Below are 20,066 nucleotides of genomic sequence, written 5' to 3'. Positions count from 1 at the left end.
GTAGAGGCCGGGGAAAGACAAGGAGGCCCACAAGAAACCAATATAAGCGTATGGAAAGATATTGTTGCAATTAGTACTAGTGACACCCATACCGTTGGGCTAAAGAAAGATGGTACGTTAGTATTTAAAGGATATTATAATGATGGGATGATTTCAGATATACAAGGATGGCAGGATATAAAGGCCATTTCAGCTTATCATGATCATCAGATTGCCTTGAAACAAGATGGAACCGTTCTAGTGAATGGCAATTTTGCCTTTGGGGCAAGGATTGTAAGCGGCTGGAAAGATATTATTGCCATCAGCAGTGGCTACACACATGTTGTTGGACTTAAAAGTGACGGAACAGTTGTAGCAGCTAGGAATTACCCAGACAATGAAGCTCTTAATACAGGAACGATTTCGGTAGATAAAAAGATTGTAAAACCGAGTGATACAATCAATATTTCGTTAAAGAACAATGGTGCTTACAACATTCAGGATAATCAAATCCAACTTCTACATGGAGATTCTATTATTTTTGATGGTCAGATGGATGTGAAAAGCGAAAATGAGCGAGCTTTTTCCTATGTTGTAAAGCCAAGTGATTATGGACATATAGATATTAAATTTCCCCACGTCTTTGATTTGTTTGGAAATAACGAAGAAAAACAAAATGCCTTTCAAGTCATTCCATTACAATCCGTGGAATCATCAAAATCGCAAACAAAAGCAGGAGAAAAGATTACCCTAACGGCCACTTTCTATCAGAGTGTAAAACCTGACTTCACGATTGACTTAAGTGGTGGTGCGGATTTACAAGGTTCACAGATGAAAGAGGTAGAGGGAAGTAACGGGACAAAATATACATTGGATTATTGTGTCCCAAGTAATTATACTGAAGGCCAGGTAGATGTTACCTTAAAGAAGGTTACGACAGCAGATGGGACAATCTATGACAGTTATACTGAAAAAGCTGTTTTCTCTAAGGCGAATAAGCCTCTTCCTATACAATCCCTGACTGCATCAAAGGCGCTTGGAAAAATTGATGATAAGATTACAATTACGGCTAATTTTTCAGAAAGTGTGAAGCCTGGGGTTCAGATAACTTTAGAGGGGGAAAATTTCACACTGCCTTCAGTTTCAATGACAGAGGTAACGGGAAGTAAAGGGACAAAATACGTATACACCTACCCAGTTGCTGTCAATTTTAATGGGAAAATGAGTGCGCGAATTACTAATGCATATGATCAAAATGGCAGTTTGTATAAAGAGTATCAACAAGCAAATTTATTTGAAGCGGATGCCGCTCCTCCGTATGTCGTAGGCATGGAAGCAACGCCTAAAAACCCGAAAATAGGCGATAAAGTACTCATTACTGCTACTTTTACGGAGCCAGTAAAACCAACTATGAAACTACTAATTGGTGATGAGGAGTTTTCAGCTGTTAACGAAATGAAAGAAGTTACGGGGAGTAATGGGACTAAATTTAGTTACGAATATACAATAGAAGAAAATGCAAAAGGTCCGTTTGGGGTATATCTTTGGAATATCGAGGATTTGGCCGGTAATAAATATTCAGGCATTAATCGGGATGGTAAATTCTATGCTTATAACTTATTTACTCCTGATGGGGTGAGACCAACGATTACTTCACTTGTATCAGATAAAAAAGTGTATGAAGCAGGGGACGTTGCCTCCTTTACGGCTACGTTTAGTGAACCTGTAAAGCCCGGTGTAAAAATAAAGTTAACTGGTGCCCTTAATCAAGAGTATGAAATGACTCAAGTTGATAGCAAAACGTTTGAGTTTTATTATGTCATACCGAGTGGTGGTACCTATGGAAATGTAAATATGGAATTGAATTTTGAGGATCTGGTGGGGAATACAAACCAATTTTCACAATCGAATGCACTTTTTATCAGTAATCCATCAAATGCAAGGCTATCTGGAATCTCAATAAAATCAGGAACACAAGAGTACCCGTTGACTCCTGGCTTTTCACCAGATGTATCCGAATATCATTTAACGATTTATGGTACTGTTACTAACGTAAATGTCGGAGCAACCACAGAAGATTCGAATACATCTGTTACTGGAGTTGGTAATGCGAGTATCAAAACAGGTGATAATGTCATTGTTTTAACTTCCACTTCAAAGGATGGAACGGAAAAGGCATATAAGGTGATTGTCACTGTAAAATCTCCGCTTTCTATGCCGATAAACGTGAAAGCTGTATCTGATTCCTACAACAGCGTAAAACTAAGCTGGAATGCGGTGGGTGATGCATCAGGATATGAGATCTATCGATCCACTTCAAGTTCGGGTCCTTTTACAAAAATGGCAACCACCATTAGCACTATGTATACCAATACTTCTTTAAATACAGGGACCACCTATTATTATAAAGTTTTAGCTTACAAGGCAGGTATACCTACTGCTTCTAGTGATTTTAGTTCTATGGTCTCTGCAAAACCAATACCGGTACCACCCACTTCCGTTACTGCTGCTTCATCATCGTTTAATAGTTTAAGAATAAATTGGGGAGCAGTGAGTGGAGCAAGTGGCTATGAGATCTACCGAGCCACCTCCAGTACAGGTACTTATTCATTAGTTGGAACCACTACATCGACAAGTTTTGTTAATGGAGGATTGGCCACTAACTATTCGTATTATTATAAAATTAGAGCATACAAAACGGTTGGAAGTATGAAAGTTTATAGTGATTTTTCTACAATCGTTTCAGCAAAACCAATACCTGCCACGCCAACCGGAGTTAAAGCAACTTCCTCTTCTTATAATGGTTTAAAAATAAGTTGGGTTGCTGTTAGCGGCGTAAGTGGGTATGAGGTTTATCGAGCCACATCTAGTTCAGGATCTTATTCATTGATCGGAACCACTACATCGACAAGTTTGACTAATACAGGACTTACAACCAATCGACTGTATTTTTACAAATTAAAAGCTTACCGAATGGTTGGGAAAACGAAAGTATACGGTAATTATTCAGCGGTGGTTTCTGCAAAGTCGGTACCATCTGTTCCAACGAATTTCAAGGCAGCTAGATTAAATTCAACAAGTGTTAAACTAACATGGAGCCCTGTTTTAGGTGCAAATGGCTATGAACTTTACCGATCTACAACCTCATCAGGAACCTATAGTTTAGTAAAAAGTACAACGTCTACCTCTTATACCAATAGTGGATTAGTGCGAGGAAGGATTTATTACTATAAAGTAAGAGCCTATCGAACGGTTGGGACGACAAAAGTATATAGTGGATGGACATTGATTATTAGTGGTAAAGCATATTAAATAGGTTAAGTGGTAGTTGAAATAACTATAGACACTTTACTCTAGAACAAACCACTGAATTTTCCTCTACTATAACATTTACGTTTTCTGGATTATGATGTTGACAGCGCCGAGTTTTTTAGGCGCTGTCTTATTTTTTTCTAAAAAGTTGAGTTTTGCTCACTTTAATAGGGACAAAGAAAAACGATAAAAATTGTAATTGTGGATACGCTTTCATTAATTTATGATTAAAACATAGAAAAGAGGTGATACGCGAGAATGGCATATGAGTTGAATGAACGCCAACATAAGATTATTCAAATATTGCAGAATAATAGTGATTATGTCACGGCTTATGATTTGTCTTCTCAATTGTCTGTTTCTACAAAAACGATTTATCGGGATATTCAAAAAATATCAGATTATCATTTGAAAAACTACACCCTCACTAAGAAGGAAAACCTCGGATACTTACTTACACCAAATGAGGAAATTGAGAAAGATGAGCAGGTCATTTTCGGTAGTTCTAAAGAAAGGCGTATTAATTTATTGCTATATCTTCTTTCTATTGCACCTATGAAGACATCCCTCCAGAAGTTATCAGAAAGATATTTTGTAAGCCAAAGTTCGATCATTAACGATTTTAACTATATTGAGACAGAAATAAGACCCTATGACCTTAGATTGTTAAGGGTGAACAACGGAACATATATTGAGGGGCATCAGCTTTCCATCAATAGGTTAATGTCAGTGATTATAGAAAGTTTTTTGAAACAATCAGGTGATCCATTTAGCCAATATCACATACCAAAGTTTATTGAAGAAGTAAGAAATCATTATAATAGACTGTTTGAAATAAAGAAGTTTCTTCATGAAATTCAAGAGGAAAAAGAAATACTTTTAGATCAGCCTGTCTATTTGACTTTATTCTGCAGCCTTCTTTCTATTATTGAGAAACACATAAATTATTCACAGCACATAAATAGGGAAGAATCATTTGAATCTTTGGAGAAACAATCAAAGGCCTATCTAATTACGGCTGAACTTGTCCGAAAAGTGGAGCTGCATTATTCCGTTAGATTGAAAGATTATGAAATTAAGAAGCTGTACTATATTTTAAAAGCTTACAAAATGACTTCAAGATTTCTGATGAATCAAGATACTGAAGAAATCATGAGCGAGAAAGTGATGGAACTTTCCAAACAGCTGGTAAAGAAAGTATCTGAAAAGATTGGCCATAACCTGGAAGAAGAAGAATTATTAAGGGATCAGCTAACCTATCATCTTCATGCCATGGTGTACCGTTTGAACCATAATATATATATCGTTAATCCCATATTAGAATCTATTAAAACAAATTTTCGTGATACGTTTAAAATGATTAAACAATGTATCTATGAGGTAAATGAAAATGGTTTATTTGTGAGAAATTTAACAGATGAAGAAGTCGGCTATATTACTTTGTACTTTCAAATTTCAATTGAAGACCGAATTTCAAAAAAGATTCCTGTTTTAATTGAGTGCACAAGCGGTATAGGAACTTCCCATTTGTTAAGTGAAAAAATCAAAAAAATGTTTACGAATATAGAAGTAAAAAGAATTGTTGCTCAGCATCGAATCAAAAAAGACGATTATGATGATATTGAACTTGTCATTTCAACAGTGAAAATAAAGAGCATAATAGATAAACCCACTATTTTGGTTAGTCCTATTTTAAATGATGATGATAAACAGAAAATTGATCAGTTTATTAGTAATTACTATAAGAGGAAAAAAGCAGAAGTAACTTGAACGGGGGAATTTGAGAATGGATACTAAATTGGAAGAATTAGATATAAGCAAAGTAATCACAGAGGATTTAATAGATTTAAACTTACAAGCTACTACTAAATTAGGAGTTATTGAGGAATTAACGCATTTGTTATATATGAATCATTGTATAGATAGTGAGAAAGAATTCATTAAGGATGTGTTATATCGCGAGAGTGAGGGGGAGACAGGTCTTGAAAAGGGAATAGCCATCCCACATGGAAAATCTGATAGCGTTATCAAAACATCATTGGCGATCGGCCGAACGAAACAGCCAGTGGAGTGGGAATCATTGGATGGTGAACCAATCGAAGTTATCTTCTTATTTGCCGTAAAAAATTCAGATTCAACGACTGTGCATATTAAATTATTGCAGAAGGTAGCTACTTTATTAGCGGATGATGATATTCTTCAGGGCTTTCAAATGGTTAAAACGAAGCAAGAAATTATGAATTTATTATCAGAAAATAACCGTTAGGAGGAGTTAATTATGAATATTGTTGGAATTTCAGCTTGTACGTCAGGAATTGCCCATACTTATATTGCAAAAGAGAAATTAATCAAGACAGGCCAAGAATTTGGTCATCATGTTCGTATTGAAACCCAAGGAACCATTGGAATAGAGAATGAACTAACGAAGAAAGAAATTGACGATGCTGATTTAGTCATTATTGCTGCAGATATTAAAGTGAGCGGAAAGGAGCGATTTAAAGGAAAAAGAATACTTGAAATTCCAACCACGATTGCTATTAAAGCACCAAAACAATTATATAAAAAAATTGAGTTGGAATTAACCGGTAAACAATAAGGAGGAGCTAATATGTTGAAGAAGCTGCAAATTAAAAAACATGCATTAACTGCTATTTCATATATGTTACCTTTAGTTGTTGCATCAGGACTACTTATTGCAATCGGAAATTTAACAGGCGGTACGGTTATTGAAAATTATAAAGAGAGTTTTTCAATCCCTTCAGCACTCGTCTCACTTGGTGTTATGGGAATGGGATTATTGGCACCAGTTATTGCTGGAGCGATTGCTTACTCCATTGCAGATCGTCCAGGTATTGCGCCAGGTTTATTAATGGGTTTAATTGCAAATGCCATAGGTGCAGGATTCTTAGGCGGAATGTTAGGCGGCTTTATCGTAGGATATTTTGTTACCTATCTAAAAAATAATTTAAAGGTACCAAAGTGGGCAGAAGGTTTGATGCCTATGATGATCGTCCCGTTAATTTCTAGTTTGGTAGTAGGATTGTTAATGTTCTTTGTCCTAGGTGTTCCGATTGTATGGGCTACTCATGGATTAACTTCCTTCTTAACAGGTATGCAAGGGTCAATGAAATTTGTCTTTGGTGCTATTTTAGGCGGGATGGCTGCTTTTGATTTCGGTGGACCTGTAAACAAAGTAGCATCATTATTTGCAGATGGCTTATTACTGGAAAAAGTATATGAACCAGAAGCAGTAAAAATCCTGGCTTCTATGGTTCCACCGTTTGGTGTAACGATTTCATGGCTTTTGGCAAAAGCATTTCGGAAGAAGAAATATACGAAAAAAGAAGAAGATAATATTAAAATTGCCTTTCCAATGGGTATCTGCATGATTACCGAAGGTGTTATCCCAATTGCAGCAGTTGATTTACTCCGTGTTGTTACTTCCTGTACATTAGGGGCTGCTATTGGCGGCGGTTTATCGATGATGTGGGGAGTTGGTTCACCAGTTCCATCAGGCGGAATGTTTATCGTCCCAGCCATGAATCATCCATTGTTATTCACAATTGCCCTATTTATTGGATCTTGTGTGACAGGAATCATGTTATTTTTGTGGAAAAAAGAAGCAGTTGAAAGTGAAAATGGTTCAAATGATGAAGTAGAAGAAGAAATCGATTTATCCAGTATAAGAATTTCATAATCTAATAGATTGGAGGGGATGCAAAATGTATGTTTCGATGAAGGGGATGCTTGAACGAGCAAATGAAGGCAAATATGCAGTGATGGCGATTAATTGCTTTAATCTTGAGACGGCTAAAGCCGTCATTCAAGCAGCTCAAGAGTTAAGAGCACCAATTATCATCGACTTGCTGCAAGATCATTTAAAGGAGCATTTAGGAAGCCATTTATTAACAAAGCCTATTATTCAAATGGCAAATGAAGTAAGCGTGGAAGTTGCAATCAATCTTGACCATGGGCAGGATATTGGTTTTGTTAAAAGGTGTTTACAAGATGGTTTCTCGAGTGTCATGATGGATGCCTCAGCTTACCCAATTGATCAAAATATTGAAATTACGCGAAATATGGTTGAATTTGCTCAAACCTACAACGCAAGTGTAGAGGCAGAGATTGGGAACATTGGAGCAGCAAGTACTATCATGACAAATGATAGTATGTATACTGACCCTGAACTTGCCATCGACTTTATTAAAAAAACAGGTGTAGATGCTTTAGCTATTTCTTACGGCTCTAGCCATGGGAATTATCCAGAAGGCTTTGTCCCCCAGTTTCGCTTTGATATTGTGGAAAGAATAAAACAGGAAACAAATATTCCACTCGTTCTACATGGCGGATCTGGTTGCGGTGAGGAAAATATTAGAAAGTCAGTTGAATTGGGCATTAATAAAATTAATGTTGGTTCCGACTTTATGAAAGCACAGGTTGATAGTATCAAGTACCAGCTAGATAGAGATCCAACCATTAATTACGTTGATTTGATACACAGTACCATTGAAGCAGGTAAAGAAGTAGTCAAGTATTACATTAATATTTCAGAATCTTCTGGAAAATCATTGTAAAATAAAATCCAAGGAAAGAAGTGTGTTGATTATGTTATTAAATATGGAGCAATTATTGAAAGTAGCTAAGGAAAATAAATTCGCTGTTGGGGCATTTAACGTCGCGGATAGTTCATTTTTAAGAGCAGTTGTGGAAGAGGCAGAGAATGCTAATTCACCAGCAATCATTGCGATACACCCATCAGAATTAGAGTTTTTAACGGACGAATTTTTCTCTTATGTGAAGCACCGTGTCTATGAAAGTCCTGTACCATTCGTCATTCATCTTGATCATGGTGGTTCCATTGAAGATATTTTAAGGGCGATTCGATGTGGTTTTACATCCGTCATGATTGACGGTTCACTGCTCCCATATGAAGAAAACGTAGCATTAACAAAGAAAGCCAGTGAAATTGCCCATGCCGTAGGGGTATCGATAGAAGGAGAGTTAGGTACCATTGGAAGTACGGGAAATTCCGTTGAAGGTGGAGTTACCAAGGTAACCTACACAAACCCTGCTGAAGCAAAGGATTTTGTGGAACGAACAGGTGTTGATACATTAGCGGTTGCGATTGGAACTGCTCATGGGATTTATCCAAAAAATATCAAGCCAGAATTACAAATGGATATTTTAGAAGAAATTAATAAGCTTGTAACTATTCCATTGGTGCTTCATGGTGGTTCTTCTAATCCAGATAGTGAAGTTGCTCAGTCTGTGAAACTAGGCGTAAGTAAAATCAATATTTCTAGTGATATGAAATATGCTTATTTTGCAAAAGCTCGTGAGATTCTAAGCACAACTGAATATTGGGATCCAAATGTTATTTATCCCGAGTGCATATTGGCAGCACGTAAAGTGATTAACCAAAAAATGAACCTTTTTAATTCCGTAGGAAAAGCAGATCTATATAAGAAAAACTCACGTAAACAGGACGAACCGGTTCTAGTTGGCGGGTTATATCAATAGGTGTGAGTGAAAGCTAACCGTGAATCTTAAAGAATCCACATCATTTTAAAGTGGATTCTTTTTGTTTCATCACTGTAGCGATGAGGTTTACAGGGAAAGCAATTTTATTTTTCACCCATACATCAGAATACTCTATACTTGGAGGAATCAAGAATGCTAGGTGCAATTGAAGCAGGAGGAACAAAGTTTGTCTGTGCCGTTGGGGATGAAAGGGGAAATATTTCTGAACGGATCGAAATCCCTACAACGGTACCTAGTGAAACCATGGCAAAGGTGTTTGCCTTTTTTAAAAGGTATGATCTAGAGGCCATGGGAGTGGGTTCGTTCGGGCCTATTGATGTGAACCAAGACAGTTCAACCTACGGGTATATTACCTTTACACCCAAAATAGCGTGGAGGAATTTTCCACTTGTGCAAGCGTTGAAGGGGGTTTTTCCTGTACCCATTGGCTTTAATACCGATGTGAATGCCGCAGCATTGGCTGAGGCAACATACGGTGCAGCCAAGGGGTTGGATAGCTGTTTGTATATTACGGTAGGAACAGGAGTTGGAGCAGGCGCAGTTGTCCAAGGGAAACTGCTGCAAGGATGGTCACATCCTGAAATGGGTCATATTCTCGTGAAACGCCATCCACAGGATGAGTATCCAGGAAGATGTCCCTATCATTCCGATTGCTTGGAAGGATTGGCCGCAGGTCCAGCAATCGAGGGACGCTGGAACAAAAAAGGGATCGACTTAGTAGACCACCCGAAAGTATGGGATTTAGAAGGATACTATCTGGCCCAAGCATTGATGCAATACATTCTAATTTTATCACCGAAAAGGATTATTCTTGGTGGTGGAGTAATGAATCAAAAACAAATCTTTTCTACTATCTATCAGTATTTACAAGATTTCTTGAACGATTATGTTTTCTTGCCAGAGCTTACGGAATACATTGTGAGTCCCGGGCTAGGGAATGATGCAGGGATTACCGGTTCTCTTTTGCTTGCCCATCATGCATGTTAGATTGCTAATAAGAATAGTTTAATTGGAATGATTTTTAATGCCTGTCTGAGATAGAAGATTATTAAATTTAGAAGGGAAATCGATAATATGCGATTACAAGGAAAGAAAGTTATTAGCTTGTTGCATCATGATTTTGAAGACTTAGAGCTCTGGTATCCGATTTACAGACTCCGGGAAGAGGGAGCAGTCGTCCATCTTGCAGGAGAAGAGGCAAAAAAGGTATATAAGGGGAAATATGGAGTACCGGCCCAATCCGATTACGCATATTCCGATATAAAAGCTGCTGATTATGATGCGATTTTAGTACCAGGGGGATGGGCTCCGGATAAAATACGCCGTTTTCCAGAAGTACTTTCCTTCATTCAGGAAATGAATGTAAGTGAAAAGGTAATTGGCCAAATTTGTCATGCCGGCTGGGTGCTCATTTCTGCAAAGATTCTTAATGGCAAAAAAGTAACAAGTACACCAGGGATACGGGATGATATGGAAAATGCGGGAGCCATTTGGTATGACGAGCCCGTAGTCACAGACGGCCACCTCATATCAAGCCGCCGTCCGCCGGACCTCCCTGATTATATGAAGGAATTTATCAGTGTTTTAGAACAGAAGTAGATGGGTGGAAGCATGGGGACGGTTCTCATGCTTCTATTTAAGGATTTCTAATCTCCTCATCTATTAGGATCTCAATGGCGCCTTATTTTGTATGATTAAATGTAAGGGGAGGCCTAATTTTGAGGGTACTTCTTTGGGGTATTGGATGGTTCATTGGAATAACGGTTTTAACACAGCTTCAGTTAGCACGTTTTTTTTAAAATCTGTATGTGGCAATTAAAAAAATGCTATAAATGGCAGTAGATTATAAGCTATGATTCATGGGTCAACCCCCCCACTCAGCTAAAGTTTAACGCGTTGAATTGTAATAAAGAGCGAGGTTTTCTGTTTTATTGTGTTTATAAATTATTAGAATTTTTTTCGATACTGAATATTGCTTTGATGTTTTTTAATATAATAGATTGATAATCTGTAGCCGAGCCGGATAGATTGGGAAGTAAAACAAAAGAAGGGAGACTGCTTTGGTATTAAAATTTATCAAGTCATTCTTTTCAAACAGAGACGGAAATAGAAGGGCCTTGGTTTAGAGGATTAACACAAAAAACTCCTTTCATTTAAATGAAGGAAGTTTTTTAATGTTGTTAGTTAAGTTTGTGAATAGTTTTATTATGTTCTAAATGTTATGAATTTTTAACTAAACCGCTTTTACCTTCACTTTTTCATCAATATTCTCTTGAATAGTCTGGTTATCCCCAATTAAGGTAATTTCACTAAACGGCTGATCTTCCCCCACTATAACACTAGCTTCAATTACGGATCCCGTACCAACAACGGCTCGGTTAATCACCGCATTTTCACCGATAATGGTATTGGGCAAAATAACCGAATCTTTAATAACAGCTCCATTGCCTACTGTAACTCCATAGAAAAGAACGGAGTTTTCTACCTTTCCAAATACCTTACAGCCTTCACTTACCAAAGATTGGTGTGCACTAGCTTTTTCGTCAAAATAGGTTGGCGGCTGGGAAGTCTCGTGAGTATAAATAGACCAGTCTTCATTTTGTAAGATAGGATTGCTTTTAAAGGAAAGTAAATCCATATTCGCTTCCCAGAGACTATGAATGGTTCCGACGTCCTTCCAATAGCCTTTAAAACAATAGGCCTGTAATTTGCGATTATCATTGATCATCGCAGGGATAATGTCCTTACCAAAATCCTTAGACGAGAGTGGGTTTTTTTCTTCTTTTTCTAAGTATTTTTTTAGCAGTTCCCATTTAAAAATATAAATCCCCATAGAGGCGAGGTTTGACTTAGGGTTTTCTGGTTTTTCTTCAAAATCTAATATTTCTTTTGATTCGGGATTAATATTCATAATGCCAAATCTATTCGCCTCATTCCATGGTACGTTTATGACAGAAATGGTGGCGTCTGCTGATGTTTTTATATGTTGCTCTAGCATTTTATTGTAATCCATCTTATAAATGTGATCCCCGGATATAATGAGAACGTTCTCTGGATTGTAATGTTCAATATATCTTAGGTTTTGATAAATAGCGTGTGCAGTGCCTTCATACCATCTTTCACCTGACTCACATTGATAAGGAGGAAGAATGGTAATACCTCCACTTTTTCGATTTAAGTCCCAGTGCTTGCCATCACCAATGTAATTTTGAAGAGTGTGAGGTTGATACTGTGTTAAAACACCAACAGTATCAATACCAGAATTACTACAATTGCTTAATGTAAAATCAATGATTCGATATTTTCCACCAAATGGAACAGCAGGCTTTGCTATATATTTGGTTAATTCTTTTAATCGAGAACCTCTTCCCCCTGCTAATAGCATAGCAATACATTGTTTTTTCGCCATAGTTGCCTCCAGAATAAAGGATATATGTATTTATCTTAGTTATAAACGATCATCTTCCCATAACTTGTAATATAACTCTTCGGATTCTTGCTCATCTTCTTCATTTATGGTAAAAGTGTCTTCCAACTTTATTGTAACTAATAGACTCTGCAGCATATATAAGCCCCTTCCATGTTGTAAGTTTGTTGCAATCTGTTTTCCATTGTAGCAAACGAGGTAATAAGAAAAAATCAAATAATTCCGACTTTTAAAAACATAAATCGACATAATTTAAGTAATCTGATGTGTAACCAATAAATTATTTAAAATTAAAAATAGAACCTTCACTTTTTCTGTCGAATTATAAGGAAAAAACCTGAAAATTATCATGATAGAGTCTTACCTAGACTTTGCCAAGGGGGAGTGAATTCTTCCTATAACAAATGGTCATAAGGAAATTTATCTAAGACAATATCGTCATGCGATTATAGATTCCTTTTATAATGACAGAGGAATATGTTCTAAGTGTTCCTTTGTTTCAAGCGGTAAAATTTCATCATAACGTAATATATTAGTGGGTTTTACCCCTTCAAATAACGGCATTGCTCGTAATGACGTAGCCTGAACTTATCCACAGCAGAAAAATTCAAACTCTGGTTATCAATATACTCTTAATAATGTAAATCTTGGTGATGGGAGTCATTCTATAATGATTAATGAAATTGGGAAGAATGGAAGTACCAGTGTGATCAGCGGAATGGTAAAAATTTACAATAGTTATAAATGGACAAAGACGTTCGATAGTTAAAAATGAAATTTTAGTAAGCTGGCAGCTTCAATAGAACCTTTACACAGTGGGAACTGTACTTGTTTCCTTAATAGATTCGGTAAGAGCCTCATCGGTTACACAAATATAATATTTTTTCCTATGTACATAGTACTAATTTATTATTTTACTAGAGGAGAACAATATGAAGAGAAAAGCCTTAACTACCTTACTCGCGACAACCCTTTTAGTCGGGGTTCCAACGGTTTCCTTTGCGAGCGGGGATACAATCAGTTCACTCAAAAGGGAAGTCAAGAGCATCCTTCCAAGTACAACAGTTTGGTGGCAAGCAATAAAAGTTTAACTACGAAGTACAACAGCTTAGTGGCAAGCAATAAAAGTTTAACTACGAAGTACAATAGCTTGGTCGCTAGCGATAAAAGTTTAACTACGAAGTACAACAGTTTGGTAGCCAGCGATAAAAGCTTAACTACGAAGTACAACAATTTGGTAGCCAGTGATAAAAGCTTAACCACGAAATACAACAATTTGGCTGCAGAAAACACAAAATTAAAAGGAAGCCTGGCTTCGATTATCTCCCAAAAGAACGGGACCATCTACATTGACGGGTCAAAGGAAGGAAACGGGGATTTTGTTTCCTATAACGGAAAACAATATGTATCCGTTGACGGCATCGTACCTGCCTTAAGAGGGGAAAATGAAAATTATAAATACGTAACAAGTAGCAATTCCTTGTATGTTGGAACGTTCCCAATAAGCGGGGCGATACAATTGACCAATCTACCATACTATTCCTATAACAATACCATTTATATCAACAGGTGGGATGACGAAAGCAACTTCTTTGTGAACGGCAAAAGGATGCTCACCGGGCTTGGAGTCAATCTCCGCGGCAGTTGGGACGGAAATGCTTCGATGCAATATAAATTAAACGGGAAGTACAAAGAGCTTTCCTTTAAGGCTGGAATGGATGACAAGGGAATTGGCAGCGGCGAGACTGGAAGCATCGTGGTATATGCCGATGGCAACGTAATCTATGACAGTGGCTCTCTCGAAACACAGGAAGATGCGAAAGCGGTCACCCTGGACGTCACAGATGTCAAATTGCTATCCGTCGAATTCGTGCCCGATGGAGGATACTATTACGATGGCATGCATTTTGTCTTCGGAGACCCAATCCTAACTCCTTAATCATCAAATTCAAATTATCGAATATAACTAATAGTCCTGCCAATAAGGTGGGGCTTTTTCGTTTAATTCTTTATACTCATTCCTAGTGAATTTAGACTGGAACCATTAAGAGCCATTACTGTTTTCTCTTAAAAAACTCGAGAGTTTATATTTAAGACAATGTTCACATTATTTAAATAATGTGAACAAGGAAAAGATTGGACTTTTTCACAGGTCTCGAACCGTCCCTATGGCATTTGGCTGAGCAAAATACACTTCTCTATCAATTTAATTCAAATTAAATTTGAGTTTAGTCATTTTTAATCTGTTATTTATAGTTTGATAACATTCCTCATCTAAGCTTATTAAATAGCAATCAGAGGAGGCATGAATCTACATGATCAAATCCAAATTAAAGGGAATTATTTGTTATTTCCGTAGACATCATAAATATAGCTACTATACAGACACATGTATAACTTATGGAAAGAAAAAGGAAAAACATAAGAAAGGTGATGGGTCTCAAACTTTAGTTAATTGAAGAAAGAAGACCAAGGGGGGAGGTTATAGTGCCTTTTTAATTGGTTTAGGTATGATTGGCGCTTTAACAGTTCCAGTGACTCCTGCTGATATTAAGAAAAAGGAATGAAATATTCAAAACTACTTTATAATAGATTTGGTAGTAAACACTTACTACTTCCACAAAAGAGTCCTCACTTGATATTACCCACAAAACACAATATTTTATCCTGTTCAACTTTCTAACCTATCTGAATTCCCTTTCAAATATTAAACAAAATAACAAGTACACCAGGGATACGGGATGATATGGAAAATGCAGGAGCCATTTGGTATGACGAGCCCGTAGTCACAGATGGCCACCACGTATCAAGCCGCCGTCCGCCGGATCTCCCTGATTATATGAAGGAATTTATCAGTGTTTTAGAACAGAAGTAGATGGGTGGAAGCATGGGGACGGTTCTCATGCTTCTTTTTTATGGAACTGTTCTGCCTATCTTAAGACTTCATTCGGTTGGGCAGATTTAGGAGCGATTGGACCACTAAAGCTAATTGTTTGTATATTGTGTGGTTATATAGAGCAATAAATGAGAAAAGCACCCATATAGAGTGCTCCCCATCTGAATCCTCTTTACTTTTGGAACAAGCTTTTTACACCTTTATAAATTAAGACAAGTGAGAAGACAATAACGGTTAGAATGCCAAGGATATTTGTTACAGGTGAAACGTCTTCAAGGAATGAACCAGCTAAAGGAACTCTTATAAGTGCAAAACCAGATAAAATTGTAGCAAGAAACAAGAATATACGATTATCCATAGGTTGTTCCTCCTTCCTAGGTGATTGATAAAATATATGTCATTAGGATTACAATTATGTCAGTTTTGTAACAAGAGGATTGTTCATAAGAATAAGACCATGCGGACGTACGGCAATGGGCTTCCTGGTAGTTACCTCGGTGCACAAGGAAGGATCATTGCTAAAAAAATGGTATTTCTAGCTGGGGAAAAATAGGGGCCCACCCATATTTTTGAAACTATTTGTTTTGAAATCCGTAATATAAGAATTAAAATAATTAGGTATAAAAAGGGGGGTTGGGTAAATGGAGAAATTTTTAAAAGGGCTTTTGATAGGTCTTTCGACTGTTGCGGTGTTGGGGGTCATTATTGTCGGTGTCCTAATATATCAAGCGTTTAGCAATGGGAGCGAAAAAATAGTAGCTGATGCCGAGACTTCGCTTGATACGGAAATCGAAAACGATGCCGAGCTTGAAAAGAAAATTACTGAAGGTACTTACATACCTACAGAAAGAGAATTCCAATGGATTGTTCACCGTATGACGCACCAAAAGGTTGCTGCAGATGAAAAGGACGGAGCAACCGAAATGACACCTGAAAGAATTGACGAATTGCTAAAAACATTAGATGAAACGGATTATGACAACAAGGACGTTTATTTAGGGATCTTGAACGAGTGGAACAAAGGGAATTTTGGAAACGCGGTGGAAGCACACAACGAAATTCTTTCCCTTCAAGGTGGGACCATCGGAGTTGCGACACGGCTGTTTACACCCGAGGAAGAACAAGAATTCATTGAACAGAACTTTCGTTAAGATGCGGCCGGAAAATTCTTTGTGAATGTAAAAGAATAAGGTCCCTATGTATTGCGCTCCAAATGTTAGAGTAAAATCTGACGTTTGGAGTGTTTTTATATGGCGAGGTATTTGAAAAAATATTTGAAGATATAGGTTAAAGCAGAAGGGGCCTATTTTGTCCTTTTTGTTATGCCTGGATAATTTTAATAAATCGATCAACATAAATAAGCCCATTATCTCTTTAATAGAAATAATGGGCTTATTATATTAAGGTATATATTGTTCTGTAATTTTTGTTACAACTCCATTTGTTATCTCTAGATGAAAAGGAATCTGATGGTGCTTATCCCTCTGATTTAAGAAAGTAATAAACTGACTTCTAGTTACTTTTTCATTCCATTTGATTTCGTATAAACTACGTGTCTGTAAGATATATTGGGCATTATTTGAAATGGTAAAGGTGCGTATCTTGGGATTAACGTTTCGTATCCAGTAGCCGTCTGGGGCACCATCCATATCCTTCTGGCATTTACAATCCTTAAAAAACTCTCTATCAGCAGACTTGCCGAAATACCATTGGATATAATCAAATTTCCCTACCCATTTACCATTAATCTGTTTGAAGGAAGGTATGTAGGCTGTTTCGTTTTCTACTTTTGGGTGATTCGTAATGTTCGTTTTTGCATATGTTTGTGAACTCTGTGAGGGCAGTAATATCAATGTGAAAATCATTAATACAGGATAGAATAGCTTCATTAATCTTTGTAACTTCATACAAATTTCCCCCTCGTATCACTTTTTCCTACCGTTTAATTGTAATAGGATTAAATTAAAACGTTATCGATATTGAGATACCCGGAAAATACTTTTTAAAACCAAAATCACTATAATTCGTTTTTACTACCAGCCAGCCGGAAAACGCCAGTGGTAGATGGAACGAGCGGTCAACAGATACTACAGTAGAGAAACCGGCATCCGAAACTTACCTATAAAACACGAACAATATGTTTTTTATTTTAAATTAATGTTCACCTTTTGCTTGTGGATCTATTGAATATTTGTTAATCTAGTAAGGTAATCATGTTAAATAGCATTACTCGTATATACTCAGAAATAGGGTCTGAGCGTTTCTACCTGGTTCCCAATGTAAGAACTAGACTACGAGTTAAAGTATTGTCTAACACGCCATCTTTTTTTATGGCTGCCAATGTATGTTTAGTGAAGGGGTTTTTTTGCTAAACTATTGATACTTTGACTTTTCGTAGGTCTAGGAGGTAGAAAGGTTCTACCGCTCTAGACCCTTTTCTTTGGAAAAAACAACGAGTACATCCACAACAAGAGAAAAGGGGAATAATGAATGAAAAAGGGATTTCTAAACAAGTATGTTTCATGGACAGCGATTGCGATCTTGCTCTTATCAATGCTCGCAGGCTGGAAGTCTTCGTTACTACATGAAACGAAAGTAGAAGCTGCGGCAAGACCGATTCTTATTGAAGGTCCAATGCCAATAGAGGCTGAGAATTTCGCGAAGAAATTAGAAAAAGTAAAAGTAGAAAAATCAGGAACCTTTGTATTCTATAAAGGAAAACTTGATGGTTATCCTGTTATTGTTGCAAAAACAGGCAAGGGAATGGAAAATACGGCAGCCGTTACCGCGCTGGCGATTGAAAAATATAAACCAATTGCGATCATCAATCAAGGAACATCTGGAGGACATGATCCGTCTTTAAACGTATTTGATATTGTATTAGGAAAAAGAGTAACCAACATCGGTTCCTTAAAAACAGAAACGAAAAATGCTGGTGAGGGAATGGACCCGAGTCAATGGATTCCAATGGACTTAATGGCTTCTGAAGGAAGCGGAGCAGATGCGAATGCCGATAAGGTTCGTTACTATGAAGGGGATAAAGATCTACTTGCAGCAGCTAATGCGGTAAAGCACTTATATACGAAAGGTAAGGTTGTGGAAGGTACGATTGGGTCTGCAGACTTTTGGAACAATGAAGTGGACCGTATTAACTGGATTCATGAAAGGTACGGTACATCTGTAGAAGAGATGGAAGGTGCCGCAGCTGCCCAAATTGCCGATGCTTATGATGTACCTTTCTTAGGTATTAGAATCCTCTCTAACAATAAAACAAATGGCGGGGCCTATAATCCTAATACTGCAGCAGCAAACCAAGAATATGTTTATGATGTTGTGAAACAATATATCTCAACAATTAAAAAATAAGGGTGGGGGACCCATTCTATGAAAACGGCTTAGAGGTGAAACTCTAAGCTGTTTTCTTTTAAATGATGAAATACATCCAAATTTTTTACCATAATCCAGGGGAGTCTCATGCTTTTTTTTTGTGACTAGAGACAGATCTTGTTTCAAATCAGGTAACGCCCGGAGTTTGACGAACGGGTGAGATTGTTTGCATATGTGGTGTATAGAGCAATAAATGAGAAAAGCACCCATATAGAGTGCTTCCCATCTGATTCCTCTTTATTTTTGGAATAAACTTTTTACACCTTTATAAATTAAGACGAGTGAGAAGACAAGAACGGTTAGAATGCCAAGGACATTTGTTACAGGTGAAATACTTTCAAGGAATGAATCAGCTAAAGGAACTTTTATAAGTGCAAAACCAGATAAAATGGTAGTCAGAAACAAGAAAATCCGATTATCCATTGATTCATCCTCCTTCCTAGGCGATTGATAAATTATATGACACTGGGATTACAAATATGTCAGATTTGTAACAAAGAGATTATTCATACAATAAATGTCATAGGGACGGTTTATGTAGTAATTTTACCCAACAAAAAAGACGACAAAATATTGTCGCCTCTAACCTTGTCTTTCTATATCTTTCCATTCCTTACGAAAATCTTCTCTTATCCGATAATGGATTTTTCATTGTTTAAATGAATCAATCCATTCTTTTAACTGTTTTTTCTCTTCTATTGAGGTTGTCAATGATCGGGGGAACCATTATCTAATTCTATATGAATAAGGCAAAGTTGAAATAGATATATTCCAATTCACTTTTTCTTAACATTCTTTAGCTGTTTTTATCCTATTGGATAAATATCCCAAACATATGACGAGAACGGTAATAGCGGTAGGAATCAATAAATGGAAATCGTCTGGAAGAATAGACTCTAATTTTGGTTCTCTAACCATCATTTCACCTGCTGTCCAAGCCAATATTCCAGCTCCAGCATAAGAGATGATTGGGTACTTTTCCATTGCTTTTAATATGAATTGGCTGCCAAAAACAACAAGAGGGATACTAACAATAACTCCAATCATTATACCGGCTATATTTCCTTCAACCGCACCAGCAATAGCTAGGACATTATCAAGAGACATGATGGCATCAGCAGTAATAATGGTTTTGACAGCGGAAATTAAACTTGAACCGCCTTCTCTATGATCGTCTTCATCATTACCTAGTAGAAGTTTTATGGCAATATACACTAGAAGAAGACCGCCTATAAAAGTTACGAAAGGTAAGGCTAGTAGGTATACAATCGCTGTTGCAAATAGTAACCGCAAAATAATAGCTCCAAATGTTCCCCAAAAGATGGCTTTCTTTTGTTGCTTCTTTGGAACATTACGTGATGCCATTGCGATTACAACTGCATTATCCCCGCTTAATACAATATTGATTAAAATAACCTCCAAAAGAGCCGCAAAAGACAATCCAAAAATCTCCAAAATGTTCACCTCTGAATATAAGCTAACTAAGTCATTATATTAATTAGAGGTATAAAAAAGAACGGATTT

At 37.0% G+C, this 20,066-nt stretch carries 18 protein-coding genes, 1 pseudogene and 1 riboswitch; of the genes and pseudogenes, 14 read left to right on the top strand and 5 right to left on the bottom strand.

The window, feature by feature from the left end; all coding sequences use genetic code 11:
- Positions 1–147 precede the first annotated feature (147 nt).
- The 9 genes from L1999_RS27595 to L1999_RS27555 all read left to right on the top strand — a co-directional run bounded on the left by L1999_RS27595 (position 148) and on the right by L1999_RS27555 (position 10,431).
- Complete coding sequence (locus tag L1999_RS27595; protein WP_430540056.1) at positions 148–3,291, top strand: fibronectin type III domain-containing protein; 3,144 nt, start codon at positions 148–150, stop codon at positions 3,289–3,291.
- Between the two features lie 258 nt (positions 3,292–3,549).
- A complete protein-coding gene (locus L1999_RS27590) occupies positions 3,550–5,061 on the top strand; it encodes a BglG family transcription antiterminator (protein WP_235741450.1) in 1,512 nt (503 codons plus the stop codon).
- A 16-nt stretch (positions 5,062–5,077) separates the two neighbouring features.
- Positions 5,078–5,557, top strand: coding sequence for a PTS sugar transporter subunit IIA (locus tag L1999_RS27585; protein ID WP_235741449.1), 480 nt, complete (start codon positions 5,078–5,080; stop codon positions 5,555–5,557).
- A gap of 12 nt (positions 5,558–5,569) precedes the next feature.
- Positions 5,570–5,887, top strand: coding sequence for a PTS fructose transporter subunit IIB (locus L1999_RS27580; RefSeq protein ID WP_235741448.1), 318 nt, complete (start codon positions 5,570–5,572; stop codon positions 5,885–5,887).
- Positions 5,888–5,902: 15 nt separating this feature from the next.
- Positions 5,903–6,988, top strand: a complete 1,086-nt coding sequence (locus tag L1999_RS27575; protein ID WP_235744482.1) for a PTS fructose transporter subunit IIC — start codon at positions 5,903–5,905, stop codon at positions 6,986–6,988.
- Between the two features lie 25 nt (positions 6,989–7,013).
- Complete coding sequence (locus L1999_RS27570; RefSeq protein WP_235741447.1) at positions 7,014–7,865, top strand: class II fructose-bisphosphate aldolase; 852 nt, start codon at positions 7,014–7,016, stop codon at positions 7,863–7,865.
- 31 nt (positions 7,866–7,896) lie between these two features.
- Positions 7,897–8,811, top strand: coding sequence for a ketose-bisphosphate aldolase (locus L1999_RS27565; protein WP_235741446.1), 915 nt, complete (start codon positions 7,897–7,899; stop codon positions 8,809–8,811).
- Positions 8,812–8,964: 153 nt separating this feature from the next.
- Complete coding sequence (locus L1999_RS27560) at positions 8,965–9,819, top strand: ROK family protein (protein WP_235741445.1); 855 nt, start codon at positions 8,965–8,967, stop codon at positions 9,817–9,819.
- Positions 9,820–9,906: 87 nt separating this feature from the next.
- The gene (locus tag L1999_RS27555; RefSeq protein ID WP_235741444.1) at positions 9,907–10,431 is read left to right on the top strand and encodes a type 1 glutamine amidotransferase domain-containing protein; all 525 of its coding nucleotides are present in this window, start codon (positions 9,907–9,909) and stop codon (positions 10,429–10,431) included.
- Between the two features lie 634 nt (positions 10,432–11,065).
- On the opposite strand, the gene L1999_RS27550 is transcribed toward L1999_RS27555, so the two are convergent.
- Complete coding sequence (locus L1999_RS27550) at positions 11,066–12,241, bottom strand: glucose-1-phosphate adenylyltransferase (RefSeq protein ID WP_235741443.1); 1,176 nt, start codon at positions 12,239–12,241, stop codon at positions 11,066–11,068.
- Between the two features lie 950 nt (positions 12,242–13,191).
- Here L1999_RS27550 and L1999_RS27545 point away from each other — a divergent pair.
- The 3 genes and pseudogenes from L1999_RS27545 to L1999_RS27535 form a co-directional block, all read left to right on the top strand.
- Positions 13,192–13,350 carry a hypothetical protein gene (locus L1999_RS27545; RefSeq protein ID WP_235741442.1) on the top strand — a complete coding sequence of 53 codons (159 nt, stop codon included), beginning with the start codon at positions 13,192–13,194 and terminating at the stop codon, positions 13,348–13,350.
- Positions 13,351–13,370: 20 nt separating this feature from the next.
- Positions 13,371–14,198, top strand: coding sequence for an NPCBM/NEW2 domain-containing protein (locus L1999_RS27540; protein ID WP_235741441.1), 828 nt, complete (start codon positions 13,371–13,373; stop codon positions 14,196–14,198).
- A 774-nt stretch (positions 14,199–14,972) separates the two neighbouring features.
- Positions 14,973–15,134: pseudogene (locus L1999_RS27535) on the top strand (DJ-1/PfpI family protein); the annotation flags it as partial.
- A 193-nt stretch (positions 15,135–15,327) separates the two neighbouring features.
- On the opposite strand, the gene L1999_RS27530 reads toward L1999_RS27535, so the two are convergent.
- Positions 15,328–15,513, bottom strand: a complete 186-nt coding sequence (locus L1999_RS27530; protein WP_235741440.1) for a hypothetical protein — start codon at positions 15,511–15,513, stop codon at positions 15,328–15,330.
- 283 nt (positions 15,514–15,796) lie between these two features.
- Here L1999_RS27530 and L1999_RS27525 point away from each other — a divergent pair, with 283 nt between their 5' ends.
- The gene (locus L1999_RS27525; protein ID WP_235741439.1) at positions 15,797–16,306 is read left to right on the top strand and encodes a DUF6241 domain-containing protein; all 510 of its coding nucleotides are present in this window, start codon (positions 15,797–15,799) and stop codon (positions 16,304–16,306) included.
- 249 nt (positions 16,307–16,555) lie between these two features.
- On the opposite strand, the gene L1999_RS27520 is transcribed toward L1999_RS27525, so the two are convergent.
- On the bottom strand, positions 16,556–17,062 hold the full coding sequence (locus L1999_RS27520; RefSeq protein WP_235741438.1) for a hypothetical protein: 507 nt from the start codon (positions 17,060–17,062) through the stop codon (positions 16,556–16,558).
- Between the two features lie 303 nt (positions 17,063–17,365).
- Positions 17,366–17,469: riboswitch (purine riboswitch) on the top strand.
- A gap of 176 nt (positions 17,470–17,645) precedes the next feature.
- Here L1999_RS27520 and L1999_RS27515 point away from each other — a divergent pair.
- Complete coding sequence (locus L1999_RS27515; protein WP_235741437.1) at positions 17,646–18,521, top strand: 5'-methylthioadenosine/S-adenosylhomocysteine nucleosidase; 876 nt, start codon at positions 17,646–17,648, stop codon at positions 18,519–18,521.
- Positions 18,522–18,779: 258 nt separating this feature from the next.
- Here L1999_RS27515 and L1999_RS27510 read toward each other — a convergent pair whose 3' ends face one another.
- Together L1999_RS27510 and L1999_RS27505 are read right to left on the bottom strand one after the other, a co-directional pair.
- Positions 18,780–18,965 (bottom strand): hypothetical protein, encoded by a 186-nt coding sequence (locus L1999_RS27510; protein ID WP_235741436.1) that lies wholly within the window; start codon positions 18,963–18,965, stop codon positions 18,780–18,782.
- A 363-nt stretch (positions 18,966–19,328) separates the two neighbouring features.
- Positions 19,329–19,982 carry a TerC family protein gene (locus L1999_RS27505; RefSeq protein ID WP_235741435.1) on the bottom strand — a complete coding sequence of 218 codons (654 nt, stop codon included), beginning with the start codon at positions 19,980–19,982 and terminating at the stop codon, positions 19,329–19,331.
- Positions 19,983–20,066 lie beyond the last annotated feature (84 nt).

Source organism: Neobacillus drentensis (assembly GCF_021560175.1).
Lineage (GTDB): Bacteria > Bacillota > Bacilli > Bacillales > Cytobacillaceae > Neobacillus > Neobacillus drentensis_A.
This window is presented reverse-complemented; position numbering and strand designations above follow the sequence as displayed.

Excerpts from the sequence above, each read along its gene's own strand:
- L1999_RS27595 (WP_430540056.1), top strand. The coding sequence starts at position 148 with ATGATTTCAGATATACAAGGATGGCAGGATATAAAGGCCATTTCAGCT.
- L1999_RS27590 (WP_235741450.1), top strand. The coding sequence starts at position 3,550 with ATGGCATATGAGTTGAATGAACGCCAACATAAGATTATTCAAATATTG.
- L1999_RS27585 (WP_235741449.1), top strand. The coding sequence starts at position 5,078 with ATGGATACTAAATTGGAAGAATTAGATATAAGCAAAGTAATCACAGAG.
- L1999_RS27580 (WP_235741448.1), top strand. The coding sequence starts at position 5,570 with ATGAATATTGTTGGAATTTCAGCTTGTACGTCAGGAATTGCCCATACT.
- L1999_RS27570 (WP_235741447.1), top strand. The coding sequence starts at position 7,014 with ATGTATGTTTCGATGAAGGGGATGCTTGAACGAGCAAATGAAGGCAAA.
- L1999_RS27565 (WP_235741446.1), top strand. The coding sequence starts at position 7,897 with ATGTTATTAAATATGGAGCAATTATTGAAAGTAGCTAAGGAAAATAAA.
- L1999_RS27560 (WP_235741445.1), top strand. The coding sequence starts at position 8,965 with ATGCTAGGTGCAATTGAAGCAGGAGGAACAAAGTTTGTCTGTGCCGTT.
- L1999_RS27555 (WP_235741444.1), top strand. The coding sequence starts at position 9,907 with ATGCGATTACAAGGAAAGAAAGTTATTAGCTTGTTGCATCATGATTTT.
- L1999_RS27550 (WP_235741443.1), bottom strand. The coding sequence starts at position 12,241 with ATGGCGAAAAAACAATGTATTGCTATGCTATTAGCAGGGGGAAGAGGT.
- L1999_RS27545 (WP_235741442.1), top strand. The coding sequence starts at position 13,192 with ATGAAGAGAAAAGCCTTAACTACCTTACTCGCGACAACCCTTTTAGTC.
- L1999_RS27530 (WP_235741440.1), bottom strand. The coding sequence starts at position 15,513 with ATGGATAATCGTATATTCTTGTTTCTTGCTACAATTTTATCTGGTTTT.
- L1999_RS27525 (WP_235741439.1), top strand. The coding sequence starts at position 15,797 with ATGGAGAAATTTTTAAAAGGGCTTTTGATAGGTCTTTCGACTGTTGCG.
- L1999_RS27520 (WP_235741438.1), bottom strand. The coding sequence starts at position 17,062 with ATGAAGTTACAAAGATTAATGAAGCTATTCTATCCTGTATTAATGATT.
- L1999_RS27515 (WP_235741437.1), top strand. The coding sequence starts at position 17,646 with ATGAAAAAGGGATTTCTAAACAAGTATGTTTCATGGACAGCGATTGCG.
- L1999_RS27510 (WP_235741436.1), bottom strand. The coding sequence starts at position 18,965 with ATGGATAATCGGATTTTCTTGTTTCTGACTACCATTTTATCTGGTTTT.